We start from the raw sequence: 15,702 nt of genomic DNA, 5'->3' as shown, positions 1-15,702 counted from the left end.
TTTTAATCGTTTCTACTCTGCGGTATATATTAGATATAAGGGATTACGTTAATCAATTTTTCGTTTCAGTCAAATGAAACAAAGGCATCTGTATATCTTAGCTGAAACGAAAAAATAAAGATTTTATGGAAATTATATTTGAATATCATGATGTAGCGTCAAGCGATCGTTTAGAGGCTCACACTAAAGAAAAATTAGAAAAAATTTTTACGCGATACGATTTTGTTATTAGAGCCGATGTCTTTTTTAAAGCTGAAAACACAACGAGTGATCTTACAGGGAAATCTTGCGGAATACGATTAAGTGCACCAGGGCCAAGACTGTTTTCTGAAGCTTCACACGATAATTTTTACGATGCTGTATCGGAAACTGTAAATGAGTTGGTACGCCAATTAGAAAAGCGTAAAGACAAAATGAAAACGTATTAAAAAAAACAAACGATGGGAGTAATAAGTAGAGATAAAGATCAAATTAATTGTATATACGCAAGTGATTCTGATTTTGGAAAACAATTAGAGGGGTATTTAAAGGCCTCTGGAAAAGGCATATTGATGATTAACCTGTCCAATTCAATGCCGACACCAACACAGTGGCAAGAATTGGCTAGAGAACTTGGTGTAGGAATAAATAAGTTTTTAGATTTTTCTGAAATCCAAGGGATTGAAGAAGGTTCGGAATTTGACGCCAACGATTATGTTACCATTTTAGAGCAAAACCCCAAAGCTTTTAAAGGAGCCATCATAATTAATGGCGATAAAACTGAGCATATAAAAACGGTGACTGATGTGTTGAGGTATTTTGATATTGACAGTGCGGGCCTAGAAAAAACAATGCATTCCAAAGCACCTGATATCGATAAATCTACAGAGGACGAGAATTTTGTTTAAAATAAGAGTACTTTTAGTGTGTTATGAAAAAACACACCGAATTACAATTTAGAGGCTGCATTAATACGCCTGCTTTATTTACTACTCAGTTTTTAGATCCCATAAGTGCAATTACACTTCCTTCCAAGTTAAAGCCTATTCCCGATATTGTTGTGTTTACGCAACATCGTTTAGGAAAACTTGTAGAGGAATTTGTGTTTCACCAATTGAAACAAGAGGCCTCTATAAATTGGATCATAGAAAATGTGCAAATTCAGAACGGCAAACAAACCATCGGAGAACTCGATGCACTTTATTATGAAAATAACCAGCCGATTCATTTAGAGGCGGTTTATAAATTTTATTTGTACGACCGTTTAAATACGTACGATAATCCCCTAGAGTATTGGATTGGTCCTAATAGAAACGATCGGCTTTCCTATAAATTAGATAAACTGAAAACCAAACAGTTTCCATTACTTTATAAGGAAGAAACCCAGGTGCAACTAAGCAGTTTGGGTATTGAGGTTAGTGCTATAAAGCAACGGCTTTGTTTTCAGGCGCAGTTATTTCTTCCATACGGAATGAAACCTATAGAAACCGGCGTTTTAAATTCTGAATGTATTTCAGGATTTTATATTCCTTTTGCTGACTTCAATTTGTTTCGTGGTTTTAAGCTTTATATTCCTAGAAAGTTAGATTGGTTAGTCAACCCCCATGATAATGTAGATTGGTTAGACTACGACACCGCTCAAGAGATTATAGGACTTCAAATAAAAGATAAGCGCTCACCGCTAATATGGCTTAAAAGGAATAATGCTACCTTTGAGAAATGTTTTATTACATTTTGGTAAACGATGCAACAACACTCCTATTTTAAAATTTACAAACCATACGGTTATTTAAGTCAGTTTATTAATCACCAGAACAAACGACGCTCTAAAAAACTTTTAAGTGAGCTCGGAGAATTTCCTGAGCAAACCATGGCGGTAGGACGATTGGATGAAAAATCTGAAGGCCTTCTGCTCTTAACTACGGATGGGAAATTTAGTCACCATATTACAAGTCAGCATATCGAAAAGGAATACCACGTTATGGTCGATGGGGAGATCACGCCTGAAGGTATTTTGGCCTTAGAACAAGGTGTCGATATTTCGGTTGAAGGAAAACAGTACAGAACAAAAACGTGTAAGGCGGCCATATTGGAAGACACTTCTCATATTGTGGATCGGTTTGTGCGCGATGAACGTCATGGTAAAACCTCTTGGTTAACCATTACTATTACAGAAGGGAAATTTAGACAGGTACGAAAAATGACGGCCAAAATTGGTTTACCCACTTTAAGATTAGTGCGAGTGCGTATTGGAAATTATACTTTAGAAACAATGCAGCCTGCGGACATTAAGCCAATTAGTTGTGAGATGTAGAACTTGTACTTGCTGTTTTTTCAGTAATAGGGACTTTTTCATTATTAAAAATAATAGTCGCCTTAACCCCTGTTAAGAGATTCCACTCTTTAGAAGAAATAACATTTCCTTTATCATCATAAACCACAAATTCGGCAGTGTTTGGTCCGGAATCCCCTTGATTTAATGCGACAATATCTACGGTATTACGACCATCGGCTAAATTGACTTCTACACGTCGGTAACTCCCGGTTAGTAAGAGGTTGTGTTTTACAATATTGCCATTAATTAAAATCTGAACACGGTCACCATCTGGATATTGGTGATCTCTACAAACAATGTTTACAAATTTGGTATCCACACGGTGTTCGCCTAAAAATTGGTCGGACATGGTTCGTATAATTCCACCTTTTACAGCTTCTTTAGTCCAGCGTTTTTCAAAAATCTCACCAGGGCTTTTTAAGCCATCATCTTCGGTCATAGAAAATGGGCGCTCGGTTTCCCGAATTACAAATTTCTTTTCATTAACGTCACTCCCACTAGATTTTTCCTTGTCATTTTTTAAAATGGGTTCCACCTTAACTTTGGCTAAAGCGGAATCTTTTTCCTTTTTAGAGACTTCAGCAGGAATATGGATTGACTTGGTCTGTTTGTCTTTAATTTGAGCAAAAACCGATGTGCTGCACCACGTGCAGAGCAAGACTAATATAATTTGGAGTGTTTTCAATATTATAAAATTAGGTTCTAGATCTTCTTAAGCTATGTACACAAATAGTATACCTATTCCTTCTTTATATCAAAATAAACGCTAAAAATTAGAAATCCTTACAAAAAAAAGTTAAAACTTACCATTAAAACTAATTCTCAGCTTCCTGTTGTATTCATCAAACAACCAGTCTTTATAGTTTTGTGTACTGTTCATTATGCAGTAGCAGTATTGTTTGATACGAAATGCAATTTCATCTTGAAGCTCCTTAATCAATTCTCTAGCATCATAGACATCTTCACTATTTTCTATACACATTTTAGAATGTTGTGCGATGGAACGTTCAATAACAGTAAAGGATTTTTTGCCTTCATTCATTACCTTTTTATATTCGGCTTTAACGTCGAAATTTAAATCATAAGACTTCTTAAACTTTACCTTTAAACGCTCGGGCATTTTATAGACAAAATCGCGCTCTAATAAATCATCATCAATAATATTTTCTAAGTAATAATCCGGATGTTTAAAGATATGTTGCCAATCTACAGGTTGATCCCAAGGGCCAAAACGGGCTTCGTTATTTCCTAAATCGATCACTTGAAACGTTTTGCGATCTTCAAAAATACGACTACCGCGACCAATCATTTGAAAATATAAGGTTAGCGATCGTGTTGCTCTATTCAGTATAATGGTCTCCACGGAAGGTTCATCAAAGCCAGTGGTAAGAATACTGACAGAAGATAAGACTGCATCTGAGGTGTGTTTAAACCATTTTAAAATTTCTTTACGCTCTTGTTTAGCGGCTGTATTATCTAAATGACGAACGTTATACCCTGCTTTCTTAAACGTATGATACACTTCTTTTGAAGTGGAAATTCCGTTATTAAATATTAAGGTCTTTTTCCCCTTAGCCATTTCCTCATAAGCCACTAATAATTTGGACTGCATTAAGCTGTTAGTGTACAGCGCTTCTGAAGACTTTACCGTGTAGTCTCCATTTATTCCAATTTTTAAAGAGGTTAAGCCTACGTCGTAATTGGTGACTTCAGCTTGAGCCAAAAATCCATTCTTAATTAAGGTTGCAATATCATCCCCAACAATAAGTTTCTTGTAATTGTCCTTCATAGGGAGTTTTATGTTACTACTTAAAGGGGTGGCTGTAACACCAAGAATAAAGCAATTTTCAAAAAACTTAAACAGTTTTCTAAAACTATTGTAATGGGCTTCGTCAATAATAACAAGACCAACGTTTTTGAGTTCAAATTCATTATCAGATAAACGGTTGTTAAGCGTTTCTACCATAGCTACAAAACACTCGTATTCATCTTGGTCTGGTAGTGTTTTTACCTTACTATTAATGACTTTGTTTTTTACATTAAACCCAGAAAGTACATTAGAGGTTTGCTTACAAAGTTCAATACGGTGGGTTAGAATGACAACTTTCTTCTGATGTTGAGCCGCATAACGTCTTACAATTTCAGAAAAAATAACGGTCTTTCCACCTCCGGTAGGCAATTGATAAAGGAGGTTAAAATCATTAGACTCCTCTTGCATAACCTCAAAAATGCGATTTAAGTCCCTTGTCTGATAATCATAAAGACTTTTTTCTTGAACATTTTGTGATATGGTTTCGTTTTCTAATGACATAAATTATAATCGTTAACTAAGGGTTAATTTCGCAAAAATACCACTTTGTTAAGGTTTATGGAATGAATTTTTAAGAAGATTTTCAAGAGATTGGTACTGTTTTTGAATTAACAATGTCTTAACATTTAAACTGATACATTATGAAATCATTTCGAAGACTTCCTGCAACGGTCAATGCAGGTTCTATGGCAGACATTGCTTTTTTGTTACTCATTTTCTTTTTAGTAGCCACCACAATATCCGCAGATAAAGGGATTAACCGGCAATTGGCACCGGTTTGTGAGGGTGTTGACTGTACCACTATAATAGCCGACCGTAATTTACTTCCCATTCATTTAAATAGGAATCATGAGATTATGATTGCCGGTGAAATATATGAGTTGGATGAGGTAAAAACTAAACTTGTGGCCTTTATTGATAATAATGGTGTAGACCGTTGCTCGTATTGTGTAGGTGTTGGCGCTAAGACCTCATCTGATCATCCTACTAAAGCGGTGATTTCATTACGTTATGATGCCTTAAGTACCTACGATTATGTTGTGGCTTTGCAAGATGAGATTACAAAAGCTTATCTATATTTAAGAACACGTTATGCTGAAAATATGTATGGTAAGCAGCCTTATCAATTAACTAAAGTAGAATTAAAATCGGTACAAGAGGCCTACCCGTTTAAGGTTTCGGAAATTGCCGTAAAGCGTTCTGAGTAATTACACTATCGGTTAAGGGGATGCAATATTCAATAGTGAGTTGCTGTCGTCCCCAAGCTTTCGCTTTTTTAATATCCTTACCCATATAGATGTCAATACGTTTTTGCCAACGCTTATTCATTTTATCTTTAACGGTATATAGGCTGTCAAATCCTTGGAGTTTAACTTTTGTATTATGAACCAAGCCTGAATCTATTAAATCTCGAGACACCGCAATATAGCGTAGTCCTGGGTATAAGCTATCGCCAAAAGCCGTAATACTCGGGTTAGAACTTGTTTGGTAAGCTAAGGAGTTGTAGGCGGAGGCTGTGACTTCAAACTTCTTTAAAACACAGGGTGCTGGTTTGCTTTTTCCGCAGGATAAGAGGAGTATGACACTAATACATACAAAACGTTGATGAATCTTCATATGTATAAATATAACCATTCTCTAAGAACTAGGGTTTAGTGAAGAGGAATGGATAACTCTAGCTAAGACTATTGACGCAAGAAGAATTCTATAACGAGCGTCTTGTATAAAAAAACAGTCCGTTTCTAAAGCTAGAAACGGACTATTTGAATTAATAATAAAAATAAATAATTTCTATTTCTTCACAATTTTTTGAGTTGTGGTCCCTGTACGTGTTGAGAGTTGTATAAAGTACATACCGCTCTGATATGGTGCAAAGTTTAAGGTATGTGTTCCGTTAGAAGTGAAACGTCCTGATTTTATACGTTGCCCTAAAGTATTAAATAGTTGGTAATCGACGTCCTCACTTAATTGCTTAAGATCAATGTTCAACTTATCGTTAGTTGGATTAGGGTACACGCTTACAAACTGATCTAAATTAAAGTCGTTAACACTCAAAGGGGCTTCAACATTAAATGTAGTCTCTTCAGAAGCAGAAAAAGATGCTCCAGACACAATAAGATTTCCATTTTCATCAGATAAACTGTAAGAGCCTGATCCGTAATCGCAGCAAATTCCATCAGAAAATTCATCATAAATAATAAAGGTATAACAATCATTAAACTCGGTGATCGTTAAGGTTTCTTGGTACGTTGTATCATCTGAGTAATCAAAGATTGGGCCACTGCTCACTACTGTACCGGCACTATTTACAAGCTCCCATGATGTTTCGTAACCATAATTGTCTGTTGTAAGATCCAAAATTAAGGTTGTGGTGGCATAAGTTGCCGCCTTAGTAAAGTTAAATACAAAAGCATTGTTAGAAGTGTTTTCATCGGCACTGCCATTAGGGTTTGAAACCGTAAGGCTAAATGAATGTGCTCCTGCGCTTAAATTTGAATAGGTTGGTGTAGCCACAACGGTACTTTCTCCTGCTCCTAAACTTCCTGTCCAGTTTACTGTTGTACTTGATCCTGAATCTAAAGTATAGATTACTGTTGCTGATGTAAGTGTTGAAGTTCCTTCGTTTACAAGGATAACGTTTGGTGTATAATCACCATCACAAAGAATAGAATTGGTATTATCTCCGAGGTTTACATGAGCATCAAGTGCATAAGATGTTAACGATGGGTATTGGTCTAAAATTTCGGTACCTGAATTAGAAGGATCTAACCAATCTTTAAGTCGCGTTGAAGACGTACTTCCATAATCCCAAGCCACACCAAAACGACCATAGATATCGAAACCGCCGTTATCTGTTGTTCCTGAGCAAGCTGCAGAACCTCCAGAGAGCATTCCTATTAAGTGACCTGTTTCATTAAATAATCCTGATCCTGAGGAACCACCTTCGGTAACCCCTAAATCCCAATCACTAATAAGCCAAACCTGAGTATTTGGATTGTTATTAAATGATGTTGAGTTTCTTGTAGCGCCATCATCATCTCTGCTCACTTTCTGAATATCACCACTTGGATGATGGATACCAAAGTTTACTTGTGGTGTTTGTGTTGTAGAATTATTCCATCCTGCCCAAACAAGATCGGTGTTGCTCTCAAAAAAGCTCGTATCTGTAATTTCAACCAATTCCATATCCGATTGAGAGCTATTTGCTCTTAATACAGCACCACTTACAGTTTGGTTGTATGTTCCGTTAACACTACTAGTGAACGTTCCGCAAGAGGTGCTTGGACTTCTCCAATTAAATCTAAAGGCCCAACTCCCTTCGCCACCACTACAGTGATTTGCTGTTAAGAAATATGGCGTACCATCATTATTTGTGTTGTTAACTAAGGTGCCAGAACAAAATCCACTACCGCCTGTCACCAACATTCCTGCAGCTTTCTTTACATTTTCTTTTACCGTATTAATACTAAAAGGATCATTTGCTGGCGTAATGTCACAATCTACATCGTAATTACAAGCTCCTGATTGGCCAAAAGCCTTTTCGTACATCTGTGCGGTACGGTAACCATGTACTACAGATCCGATAGTCAGTTTTGCTTCTCCCGTGACATTTGCAGGTTGGTAGTATTCAACCCAAGCTTTATCACCTTGCACTAGCCAGGTTCCTAAAACTTCTTCGTCATTGTTGTTATGTGCTGTAAAAGGTCTTAATAGGTCTGTTTTTGCATCGTTATAAACGTATAACTTCGCTCCTTCAGGAATCTTAAAGACATCGAACATAAAGTTTAAAGAATAAGCCCCTTCTGAGCTATAGGCCATTCTCCAAATGCGATCTCCATTTTTTAAGGTTGTCCACTCTCCTACGTCATTAAAATTATGGTCTACATAAATATCGCTACCAAAACGCCAAGGAATAGATTTGTCTTTGTCATTAATCTCATCTTCCAATTGAAGCTTTTTTAAATCAATAGCCGGTAAAGCATAAGCTTCAAGATCTGTTGTTGTATTTGTGGTCCAACTAGGTGGTTTAATAGCTTCTGGAATAACCTGTGCTATGCCTAGGTAAGAGGAGATTAAACATGCTAATAGTAATTTTAATTTCATAAGGGGTAGTAAAGTTTAAAAGTTAATAAATGAAATATCATTCTCAATTTTGGTGGTCATTTAGGGGCTGAATGGCCACTAGTGTTACCGCATTGAGAATAAAGGGTTAAATTTTAACGCACTAAAATAAAAGAAATCTTAATGATTTATTAATATTTTATACCTAATACGTGTATTTGTCTACTAAAATAAGTTTATCGTCTATGAATCCATTAGTAGGCTAATAGGGAAATGAGGGTTTTTTCAAATTTTCGTTTTCCTAAATATTGGTCTTCTAGCTGGCTTGCGAACGGAATAGGGGTTTCTAAGCTTCCGATGCGTTTTACAGGAGCATCCAAATATTCAAAACAAGTTTCCATGAGTAAGGCTGAGAGATCACTAGCTATACCACCAAATAAGGAATCTTCTTGTAAGATTATGGCACGTCCGGTTTTTTTTACCGAGGCTATAATGGTATTAGAATCTAAAGGTTGTAAGGTTCTTAAGTCAATAAGATCTGCAGAAATATTGGGGTGTTTTTCTAAAGTTTCTAAGGCCCAATGTACCCCGGCTCCGTAGCTTATAATAGAAACGGATTCGCCTTCTTTTAAAATCGAAGCTTTACCAAAAGGTAAAGTGTAGTAATCAGTAGGCACGTCCTGGCGAATACTTCGGTATAAGGCCTTGTGCTCAAAGAATAGTACCGGATTAGGATCGTTTACAGCGGTAGCTAATAAGCCTTTGGCGTCAAAAGGAAAGGCGGGATAGACTACTTTTAGTCCTGGTGTTTTAGTAAACCATGCTTCATTCGTTTGTGAATGAAAGGGGCCTGCGGCAACACCCGCACCACAAGGCATTCTTATAACGACATCGGCAGATTGTGCCCAGCGGTAATGCGATTTTGCTAAATAATTTACAATTGGGTTAAAACCCGAAGTTACAAAATCTGAAAACTGCATTTCAACTACAGATTTAAAGCCTGAAATGGATAAGCCCATAGCGGTCTCTACGATGGCCGATTCGCAAATGGGCGTGTTGCGCACACGGTCCGTTCCGAAGGCTTCAACAAAGCCATCCGTAATTTTAAAAACACCGCCATACTCGGCAATATCTTGCCCCATAATAACAAGATCGTTGTGTTGCTCCATGGATTGTTTTAGGCCTTCAGAAATGGCATCTACAAAACGTAGTTCTTTTAATTTTGTATTCGGTTTAATGTCTTTATATATAGATCCTTTGTAAACATCATTTAATTCATTACTTTCATTAGGTGTAATACTGGATTCAGCATAAGCAGAAGTTAATGCAGATGTGATTTCAAACTTTATTTCGGCCTCAAATTGCGCTTCAATCTCAGGAGTGAGAATTCCTTCTGTATGTAGAAAATTTTTAAAATTATCTATAGGGTCTTTAGCTTCCCAAGCTTTCATTTTGGCTTCAGGAACATACTTGGTACCACTAGCCTCTTCATGTCCTCTTCGTCTAAAAGTTTTAAATTCAATTAAAACAGGTCGTGGGTGTTTTCTAAGGCTTTCGGCTAATTCCTTAACTTTTGTGTAAACCTCTAAAATGTTATTTCCGTCTATAACATAAGCGTCTATGCCATAACCTTTACCGCGGTCGGCAAGATTCTCGCAACGGTACTGTTGCTCGGTTGGTGTGGATAATCCGTAGCCATTGTTTTCAATACAAAATATTACAGGGAGTTGCCATACGGAGGCGACATTTAGGGCTTCGTGAAAATCCCCTTCACTAGTCCCTCCTTCTCCAGTAAATACGGCGGTAACCTGGTTGTTTTTCTTCAGTAAATTCCCTAAGGCAATCCCATCTGCAACTCCCATTTGAGGACCTAAATGAGAGATCATTCCCACTATTTTGTAGTCTTGTGTTCCAAAGTGAAAAGAGCGATCTCTACCTTTAGTAAAACCACTTAACTTGCCTTGCCATTGACAGAATAGACGATGCAAAGGAATTTTGCGGGTTGTAAAAACTCCTAGATTTCTATGCATTGGCAAAATGTATTCTGTTGGTTTTAGCGCCATAGTAACGCCAACAGAAATGGCTTCTTGCCCTATCCCAGAAAACCATTTAGAAATTTTACCTTGCCGTAATAGAATAAGCATTTTTTCTTCTATAAGGCGCGGTTTAAGCATATTATAGTAGAGTTTTAATAAGGTCTTATCGTCTAAATCTTTTTTGTTATACGCAATGTTACTTTCTGAAATGGAAGCCATAAAATAGGATTGAGTTGTCTTTCAAATGTAATTAAAATTGCTGCAATAATTAAAATTAGGCTTTAAATAGTCTCGAAACGCATATGGCATTTTGTACCACTATTATTATTACATTTGTATATTGATAAAAAATAAATAATTATCCCATGGATAGAATACCTAGTGTAGATTTAAAGGATTTCATCTCTGAAGATCCTAAGCGAAAACAAAAATTTATTAATGATATAGGAAAAGCATACGAAGACATAGGTTTTGTAGCTTTAAAAGGACATTTTTTAGATGATTCTTTGGTTGATAATTTATATTCAGAAGTAAAGAATTTTTTCGATTTACCTTTAGATGTAAAGGAAGGCTATGAGATTCCAGGTATTGGAGGGCAACGTGGTTATGTTTCTTTTGGAAAAGAAAGTGCTAAAGGAAAGAAAGAAGGCGATTTAAAAGAGTTTTGGCATTTTGGTCAATATGTAGAAGATGATGAAGAACGTCGCAAACAATATCCCGAAAATGTAGAGGTTAAAGAACTGCCGGAATTTAATAAAGTTGGTAAACAAACCTACCAAATGCTAGAAAAGACGGCAAAGTATGTTTTACGTGCCTTAGCGTTATACCTTAATTTAGAAGAGACTTATTTTGATAATTATATTCATAATGGGAATTCTATTTTAAGACCTATTCACTATCCACCAATTCACGAAGAGCCTAAAAATGCGGTACGAGCAGCGGCTCATGGAGATATTAATTTGATTACTTTGTTAATGGGCGCTCAAGGCCGTGGTTTACAAGTGCAACGACATGATGGTGAGTGGATTGACGCTATAGCAGAGCCCGATGAATTAATGATTAATGTTGGCGATATGTTATCGCGCCACTCTAACAACAAATTGAAATCTACAATACACCGTGTTATTAATCCGCCAAGAGAACTTTGGGGGACGTCGCGTTATTCAATTCCATTTTTTATGCACCCTATTAGCGAAATGAAACTTGATGTTTTAGAAAGCTGTATTGATGATGAGCATCCTAAGCAATTTGAAGATATTACCGCTGGTGAGTTTTTAAATGAGCGTTTGATAGAATTAGGATTGATTAAAAAATAATTTTAGTACATTGTAAAGCCTCTGTTGTGATCTCACTTCACAGAGGCTTATATTTTGAATTAAAGTTTAAACTTAATTTATGGATTTACAAGATCAACTTAAAAACCTTTTTCCAGACCACACGCCAGACCCTACTGAGGAGACGGCAAAAACGGACTCTAATTTATGGTTGCAAGACGACCCCATAATCTGCAAATACGAAAAGCGAAAAGGTAAACCTATTACCATTCTAGAAGGTTATACAGGAGCTACTGAAGATTTTAAGAAATTAGCCAAAGAACTTAAAACGGCACTGAGTGTTGGTGGAAGTTTTAAGGATGATAAAATCATTATTCAAGGAGATTACCGCGACAGAATAATGACACTACTTAAAGACAAAGGCTTTAACGTAAAGCGCGTAGGAGGCTGATTATGGAAAAACAATGTTTGCATATTACCAATGGGAATCATCTTACCGATTATTTAAAAGAACTCGATTTTAAAGATGATATGCTCACTTGGCAAGAGATGTTAGGTGAAGGACCAACGATTGCTAAAATAGATTCTGATGAATTTTTAGAGCTCAGGGTTGCATTTTTAAAGAAATACTACCATGTGGAAGTGGATAAGTTAGAATTGCGAAAAGAGCTTTCTAAATTAGATGATGTCTCCCAGTATTCTGAAATTAATCTTTGGTTTGACTACGATTTATATTGTCATATTAACCTAATAGGAGTCATAAACCTTATTCATCAAAAAGAAATAGATAAGCCACTCTATCTTATTTGTAGTGGACGTGTAAAAGGCGAAAAAAGTTTAAAGGGCTTAACAGAGTTGAGTCCAGAGCAACTTAAAACACACTACAAAAACAAAGTGCGTTTAACTCAAAAAGATATAGATATGGCTATAGCCTTATGGCGTACCTACTGTGGTAAAGATCATAATATTTTTAAGCCTTATATTGTAGAGGAGTCGAACTTTAAATACATGAGCAATTGCTTAAAAGCCCATTTAGAGCGCTTTCCGCATCAAAAAAGTGGTTTAGGTAATATAGAATACAATATTCTTAAGCTCATTAAAGACCATACCATAAAGTCTAAAAATCACCTTTTAGGTTACTGTTTAAATTACCAGGGCTATTATGGTTATAGCGATATGCAGTTAAATTTAAAAATAGAGGCATTAGCACTATTTTACACCCTTACGGAAGACCAAATTGTACTGAACAGAAAAGGACATATGGCTTTGCTTCAACAACATAACTTTGCTAAAGAAATAAATAATGATATGATTTACGGCGGTGTAAATCGTTTAGAATATCAGTTTAGCGAAGATAAAAACCGACTTATTAAAACGATATTTAATGCCAATTAAAAACTCAGAACTTATTTTAAATCCTGATGGTAGTGTGTACCATCTTAATTTAAAACCAGAACATATCTCAGATACCATCATATTTGTAGGGGATCAAGATCGTGTAGAGAAAATTACCAAACATTTTGATAGTGTTGAATTTTCTACACAAAAACGCGAATTTAAAACCCAGACAGGATACTATCAGGGTAAGCGCCTCACAGTGATTTCTACAGGAATTGGTCCAGATAATATAGATATTGTCCTTAATGAACTCGATGCTCTAGTTAATATTGATTTAGAAACAAGACAACCTAAAGAACAGTTAACTAGTCTTAATATTATAAGAATAGGAACCTCAGGATCCTTGCAAAGCGATATTCCTGTGGATGCGTTCTTGATAAGCACACACGGTTTAGATATTAACGGAATGCTGCACTTCTACCAAATAGACAGTATTTCTAATCCTGAGGTTGAAGAGGCGTTTATGGCTCACACAGCATGGGACAAAAATAAAGCAAGACCTATTGTTATTAATAACAGTAAAACCTTAGAGAAACATTTTGAAGGTCCTGATATGTATAAGGGGATGACGGGAACAGCTGGTGGATTTTACGGACCTCAAGGTCGTGTATTGCGTTTACCGCTTAAAGACCCCCTACTCAACTCTAAATTAGATAACTTTGCTTTCAAAACATATAGAATTACTAATTTTGAAATGGAGACCTCTGTAATCTATGGTTTATCTAAACTTTTAGGTCATGAAGCCCTATCTCTAAACGCTATTATAGCCAATAGAGCGAATGGTGATTTTAGTGTAGACCCTAAAAAAACAGTTGATCATTTAATTTCTTACGCTTTAGAGCGTATTGTTACTATTTAAGAGATCGCATCAATAACCTCTTGCCCTTCTTAAGAAACATCACTGAATTAAGTTCAGCAAAATATGAATAAAGTAAACATCGGTGGAGTACCGGAACACTTTAACTTAGCATGGTATTTAACCCTGAAAAATGGGGAATATAAAGATAAAAACATTAACCTAAGGTGGAAGGATTACCCAGGAGGAACTGGCGCAATGACCAAAGCTTTGCGTTCTGGTGAAATTGATATGGCGGTGATTTTAACCGAAGGTATTGTAAAAGATATTATTGAAGGGAATCCGTCTAAAATTGTGCAGACCTTTGTAGAAACGCCTTTAATTTGGGGGATTCATGTGGCTGCAGATTCAAAATTTAAATCCGTTGAAGACATAAAAGGAACGCGTGCTGCCATTAGTCGTTATGGTTCGGGATCGCATCTTATGGCTTATATCAATGCCAAGAATCATGCTTGGGATTTAAAAGAGGACTTAAATTTTGAAGTCATAAAAAATCTTGACGGTGCTATAAAAGGATTAACGGATGAAGAGGCTGATTATTTTATGTGGGAGAAATTTACCACAAAACCTTTAGTAGATAATGGTGTTTTTAGAAGAATTGACAATTGCCCCTCCCCTTGGCCTTGTTTTGTGATTGCTGTAAGACAAGAATTTATTGATGAGCATCCGGAAGATTTAAAAACAATCTTAGAGATTATTAATAATACCACCTCAGATTTTAAATCTATTCCTAGTATTGATAAAACGATTGCAAATCGTTACGAGCAAGAATTAGACGATGTTCAAGAATGGTTGTCACTTACCGAATGGTCGCAAGATGTGATGAGTGAAGACACTTTAAGTCATGTACAGGATCAACTTTTCGATTTAAATATTATTTCTGAAAAAGTGCCATATTCTGAATTAATTCATGAAATTTAAATTTATTTTAAGAATTTGATTACTTAATTAGATGGGTTTGTTTTATTTTTGAAACAAACCCTAAGTTGCTGATATGTTTTTATTTAGAATCATGCTGATTATGGGGTTTTTATTTTAGATTTTGAAAAAAATGGTTACATTTGTTAAATTTATTAACAGAACCATCAATCAAACACGTTCAAATCAATATGATTCTCACTATTACATTAATTTTATCTTCTTTAGTGGTGCTCAACTTTCTATTGTTAATCTTTAGCTGTAATAAAACCACTAAAACGGTCTCGGAGAAGCGGAAAGCTTTAAAAGAGGTTGAGCAGGAACCTACTTTAGTTTCCAATCAATTGAAGCGTCCCCAACTTGCTGCAACAGGGAGTTAGTCTTACTGAAGTGTTTATTTCCAAACCAATACCCCCTATTGGCACTTAAAGGCGAAGGATGTCCGCTCTCTAAAACAAAATGCTTATTGGTATCAATGAGTTTCTTTTTCTTTTTAGCATAACCACCCCATAAAAGAAAAACCACCTTAGATTTTTTAGCACTTATCTTTTTTATTACCGCATCTGTAAATTGTTCCCAACCTTGTTTTTGGTGACTACCCGCTTGGTGTGCTTTTACCGTTAACGTTGCATTGAGCAATAATACACCTTGGTGAGCCCATGGGGTTAAATTACCATGTTTGGGGTACGGAAGTTTTAGGTCTTGTTCAATTTCTTTAAAAATATTAACTAAGGATGGTGGGTGTTTTATACCATCATTTACTGAAAAGCTCAACCCATTGGCCTGCCCAACATCATGATACGGGTCTTGGCCAATTATAACCACTTTGAGTTGGTCTAATTTACAGTGGTTAAAGGCGTTAAAAATTGAAGTGACCTCAGGAAAACACAATTCTTTAGCATAAGCACTTTTTACAAAGTCCGTTAATGTTTTAAAGTAAGGTTTTTCAAACTCTTCCTGTAGAAGTTCTCTCCAACTTTCATCTAAATTTTCAATCATTTTTAAAAAGAAATTAAGGGCTATTAGTCTTATCT

General features: G+C 36.0%; 16 protein-coding genes. 10 read left to right on the top strand and 6 right to left on the bottom strand.

Annotated elements, in window-relative coordinates; genetic code table 11:
- Nucleotides 1-125 precede the first annotated feature (125 nt).
- The 4 genes from hpf to DFQ08_RS11695 are packed head-to-tail and all read left to right on the top strand — an operon-like array spanning nt 126 to nt 2,293.
- Nucleotides 126-428, top strand: a complete 303-nt coding sequence (hpf, locus tag DFQ08_RS11710) for a ribosome hibernation-promoting factor, HPF/YfiA family (RefSeq protein WP_114310219.1) — start codon at nt 126-128, stop codon at nt 426-428.
- 12 nt (nt 429-440) lie between these two features.
- Entirely contained in the window at nt 441-887 is a 447-nt protein-coding gene (locus DFQ08_RS11705; RefSeq protein WP_114310218.1) for a hypothetical protein, read from the top strand.
- Between the two features lie 23 nt (nt 888-910).
- Entirely contained in the window at nt 911-1,720 is an 810-nt protein-coding gene (locus DFQ08_RS11700) for a DUF1853 family protein (RefSeq protein ID WP_114310217.1), read from the top strand.
- 3 nt (nt 1,721-1,723) lie between these two features.
- Nucleotides 1,724-2,293, top strand: coding sequence for a pseudouridine synthase (locus DFQ08_RS11695; protein ID WP_114310216.1), 570 nt, complete (start codon nt 1,724-1,726; stop codon nt 2,291-2,293).
- Here the strand turns inward: DFQ08_RS11695 and DFQ08_RS11690 are convergent.
- Together DFQ08_RS11690 and DFQ08_RS11685 are read right to left on the bottom strand one after the other, a co-directional pair.
- On the bottom strand, nt 2,277-2,999 hold the full coding sequence (locus DFQ08_RS11690) for a hypothetical protein (RefSeq protein ID WP_147269471.1): 723 nt from the start codon (nt 2,997-2,999) through the stop codon (nt 2,277-2,279). The genes DFQ08_RS11695 and DFQ08_RS11690 overlap by 17 nt on opposite strands.
- A 111-nt stretch (nt 3,000-3,110) precedes the next feature.
- Nucleotides 3,111-4,625, bottom strand: coding sequence for a DEAD/DEAH box helicase (locus DFQ08_RS11685; RefSeq protein ID WP_114310214.1), 1,515 nt, complete (start codon nt 4,623-4,625; stop codon nt 3,111-3,113).
- Nucleotides 4,626-4,765: 140 nt separating this feature from the next.
- Between DFQ08_RS11685 and DFQ08_RS11680 the strand changes: the two genes are divergently transcribed.
- Nucleotides 4,766-5,332: an ExbD/TolR family protein gene (locus DFQ08_RS11680; RefSeq protein ID WP_114310213.1), complete on the top strand. Its 567-nt coding sequence runs from the start codon at nt 4,766-4,768 to the stop codon at nt 5,330-5,332.
- Here the strand turns inward: DFQ08_RS11680 and DFQ08_RS11675 are convergent.
- From DFQ08_RS11675 to DFQ08_RS11665, 3 genes are all read right to left on the bottom strand, one after another.
- On the bottom strand, nt 5,295-5,741 hold the full coding sequence (locus tag DFQ08_RS11675) for a 3D domain-containing protein (protein ID WP_181858406.1): 447 nt from the start codon (nt 5,739-5,741) through the stop codon (nt 5,295-5,297). The two genes, DFQ08_RS11680 and DFQ08_RS11675, sit on opposite strands and share 38 nt — an antisense overlap.
- A 174-nt stretch (nt 5,742-5,915) precedes the next feature.
- Nucleotides 5,916-8,228: a T9SS type A sorting domain-containing protein gene (locus DFQ08_RS11670; RefSeq protein WP_114310212.1), complete on the bottom strand. Its 2,313-nt coding sequence runs from the start codon at nt 8,226-8,228 to the stop codon at nt 5,916-5,918.
- Nucleotides 8,229-8,440: 212 nt separating this feature from the next.
- Nucleotides 8,441-10,441: an alpha-ketoacid dehydrogenase subunit alpha/beta gene (locus DFQ08_RS11665; protein ID WP_114310211.1), complete on the bottom strand. Its 2,001-nt coding sequence runs from the start codon at nt 10,439-10,441 to the stop codon at nt 8,441-8,443.
- A 146-nt stretch (nt 10,442-10,587) separates the two neighbouring features.
- Here DFQ08_RS11665 and DFQ08_RS11660 point away from each other — a divergent pair, with 146 nt between their 5' ends.
- From DFQ08_RS11660 to DFQ08_RS11640, 5 genes are all read left to right on the top strand, one after another.
- Entirely contained in the window at nt 10,588-11,538 is a 951-nt protein-coding gene (locus DFQ08_RS11660) for an isopenicillin N synthase family dioxygenase (protein ID WP_114310210.1), read from the top strand.
- Nucleotides 11,539-11,617: 79 nt separating this feature from the next.
- A complete protein-coding gene (locus DFQ08_RS11655) occupies nt 11,618-11,947 on the top strand; it encodes a translation initiation factor (protein WP_114310209.1) in 330 nt (109 codons plus the stop codon).
- Nucleotides 11,948-11,949: 2 nt separating this feature from the next.
- A complete protein-coding gene (locus tag DFQ08_RS11650) occupies nt 11,950-12,891 on the top strand; it encodes a DUF1835 domain-containing protein (RefSeq protein WP_114310208.1) in 942 nt (313 codons plus the stop codon).
- Nucleotides 12,881-13,753 (top strand): nucleoside phosphorylase, encoded by an 873-nt coding sequence (locus tag DFQ08_RS11645; protein ID WP_114310207.1) that lies wholly within the window; start codon nt 12,881-12,883, stop codon nt 13,751-13,753. The genes DFQ08_RS11650 and DFQ08_RS11645 overlap by 11 nt, the downstream gene beginning before the upstream one ends.
- A 63-nt stretch (nt 13,754-13,816) precedes the next feature.
- Nucleotides 13,817-14,671 carry a substrate-binding domain-containing protein gene (locus tag DFQ08_RS11640; protein WP_114310206.1) on the top strand — a complete coding sequence of 285 codons (855 nt, stop codon included), beginning with the start codon at nt 13,817-13,819 and terminating at the stop codon, nt 14,669-14,671.
- A gap of 321 nt (nt 14,672-14,992) precedes the next feature.
- On the opposite strand, the gene DFQ08_RS11635 is transcribed toward DFQ08_RS11640, so the two are convergent.
- On the bottom strand, nt 14,993-15,667 hold the full coding sequence (locus DFQ08_RS11635) for a uracil-DNA glycosylase (RefSeq protein ID WP_114310205.1): 675 nt from the start codon (nt 15,665-15,667) through the stop codon (nt 14,993-14,995).
- Between the last annotated feature and the right edge of the window lie 35 nt (nt 15,668-15,702).

It is taken from the genome of Winogradskyella arenosi (genome assembly GCF_003337305.1).
In the GTDB taxonomy this organism is placed as follows: domain Bacteria; phylum Bacteroidota; class Bacteroidia; order Flavobacteriales; family Flavobacteriaceae; genus Winogradskyella; species Winogradskyella arenosi.
Note: the sequence above shows the minus strand (reverse complement) of the source record. Positions and strands in the feature narration are given on the sequence as shown.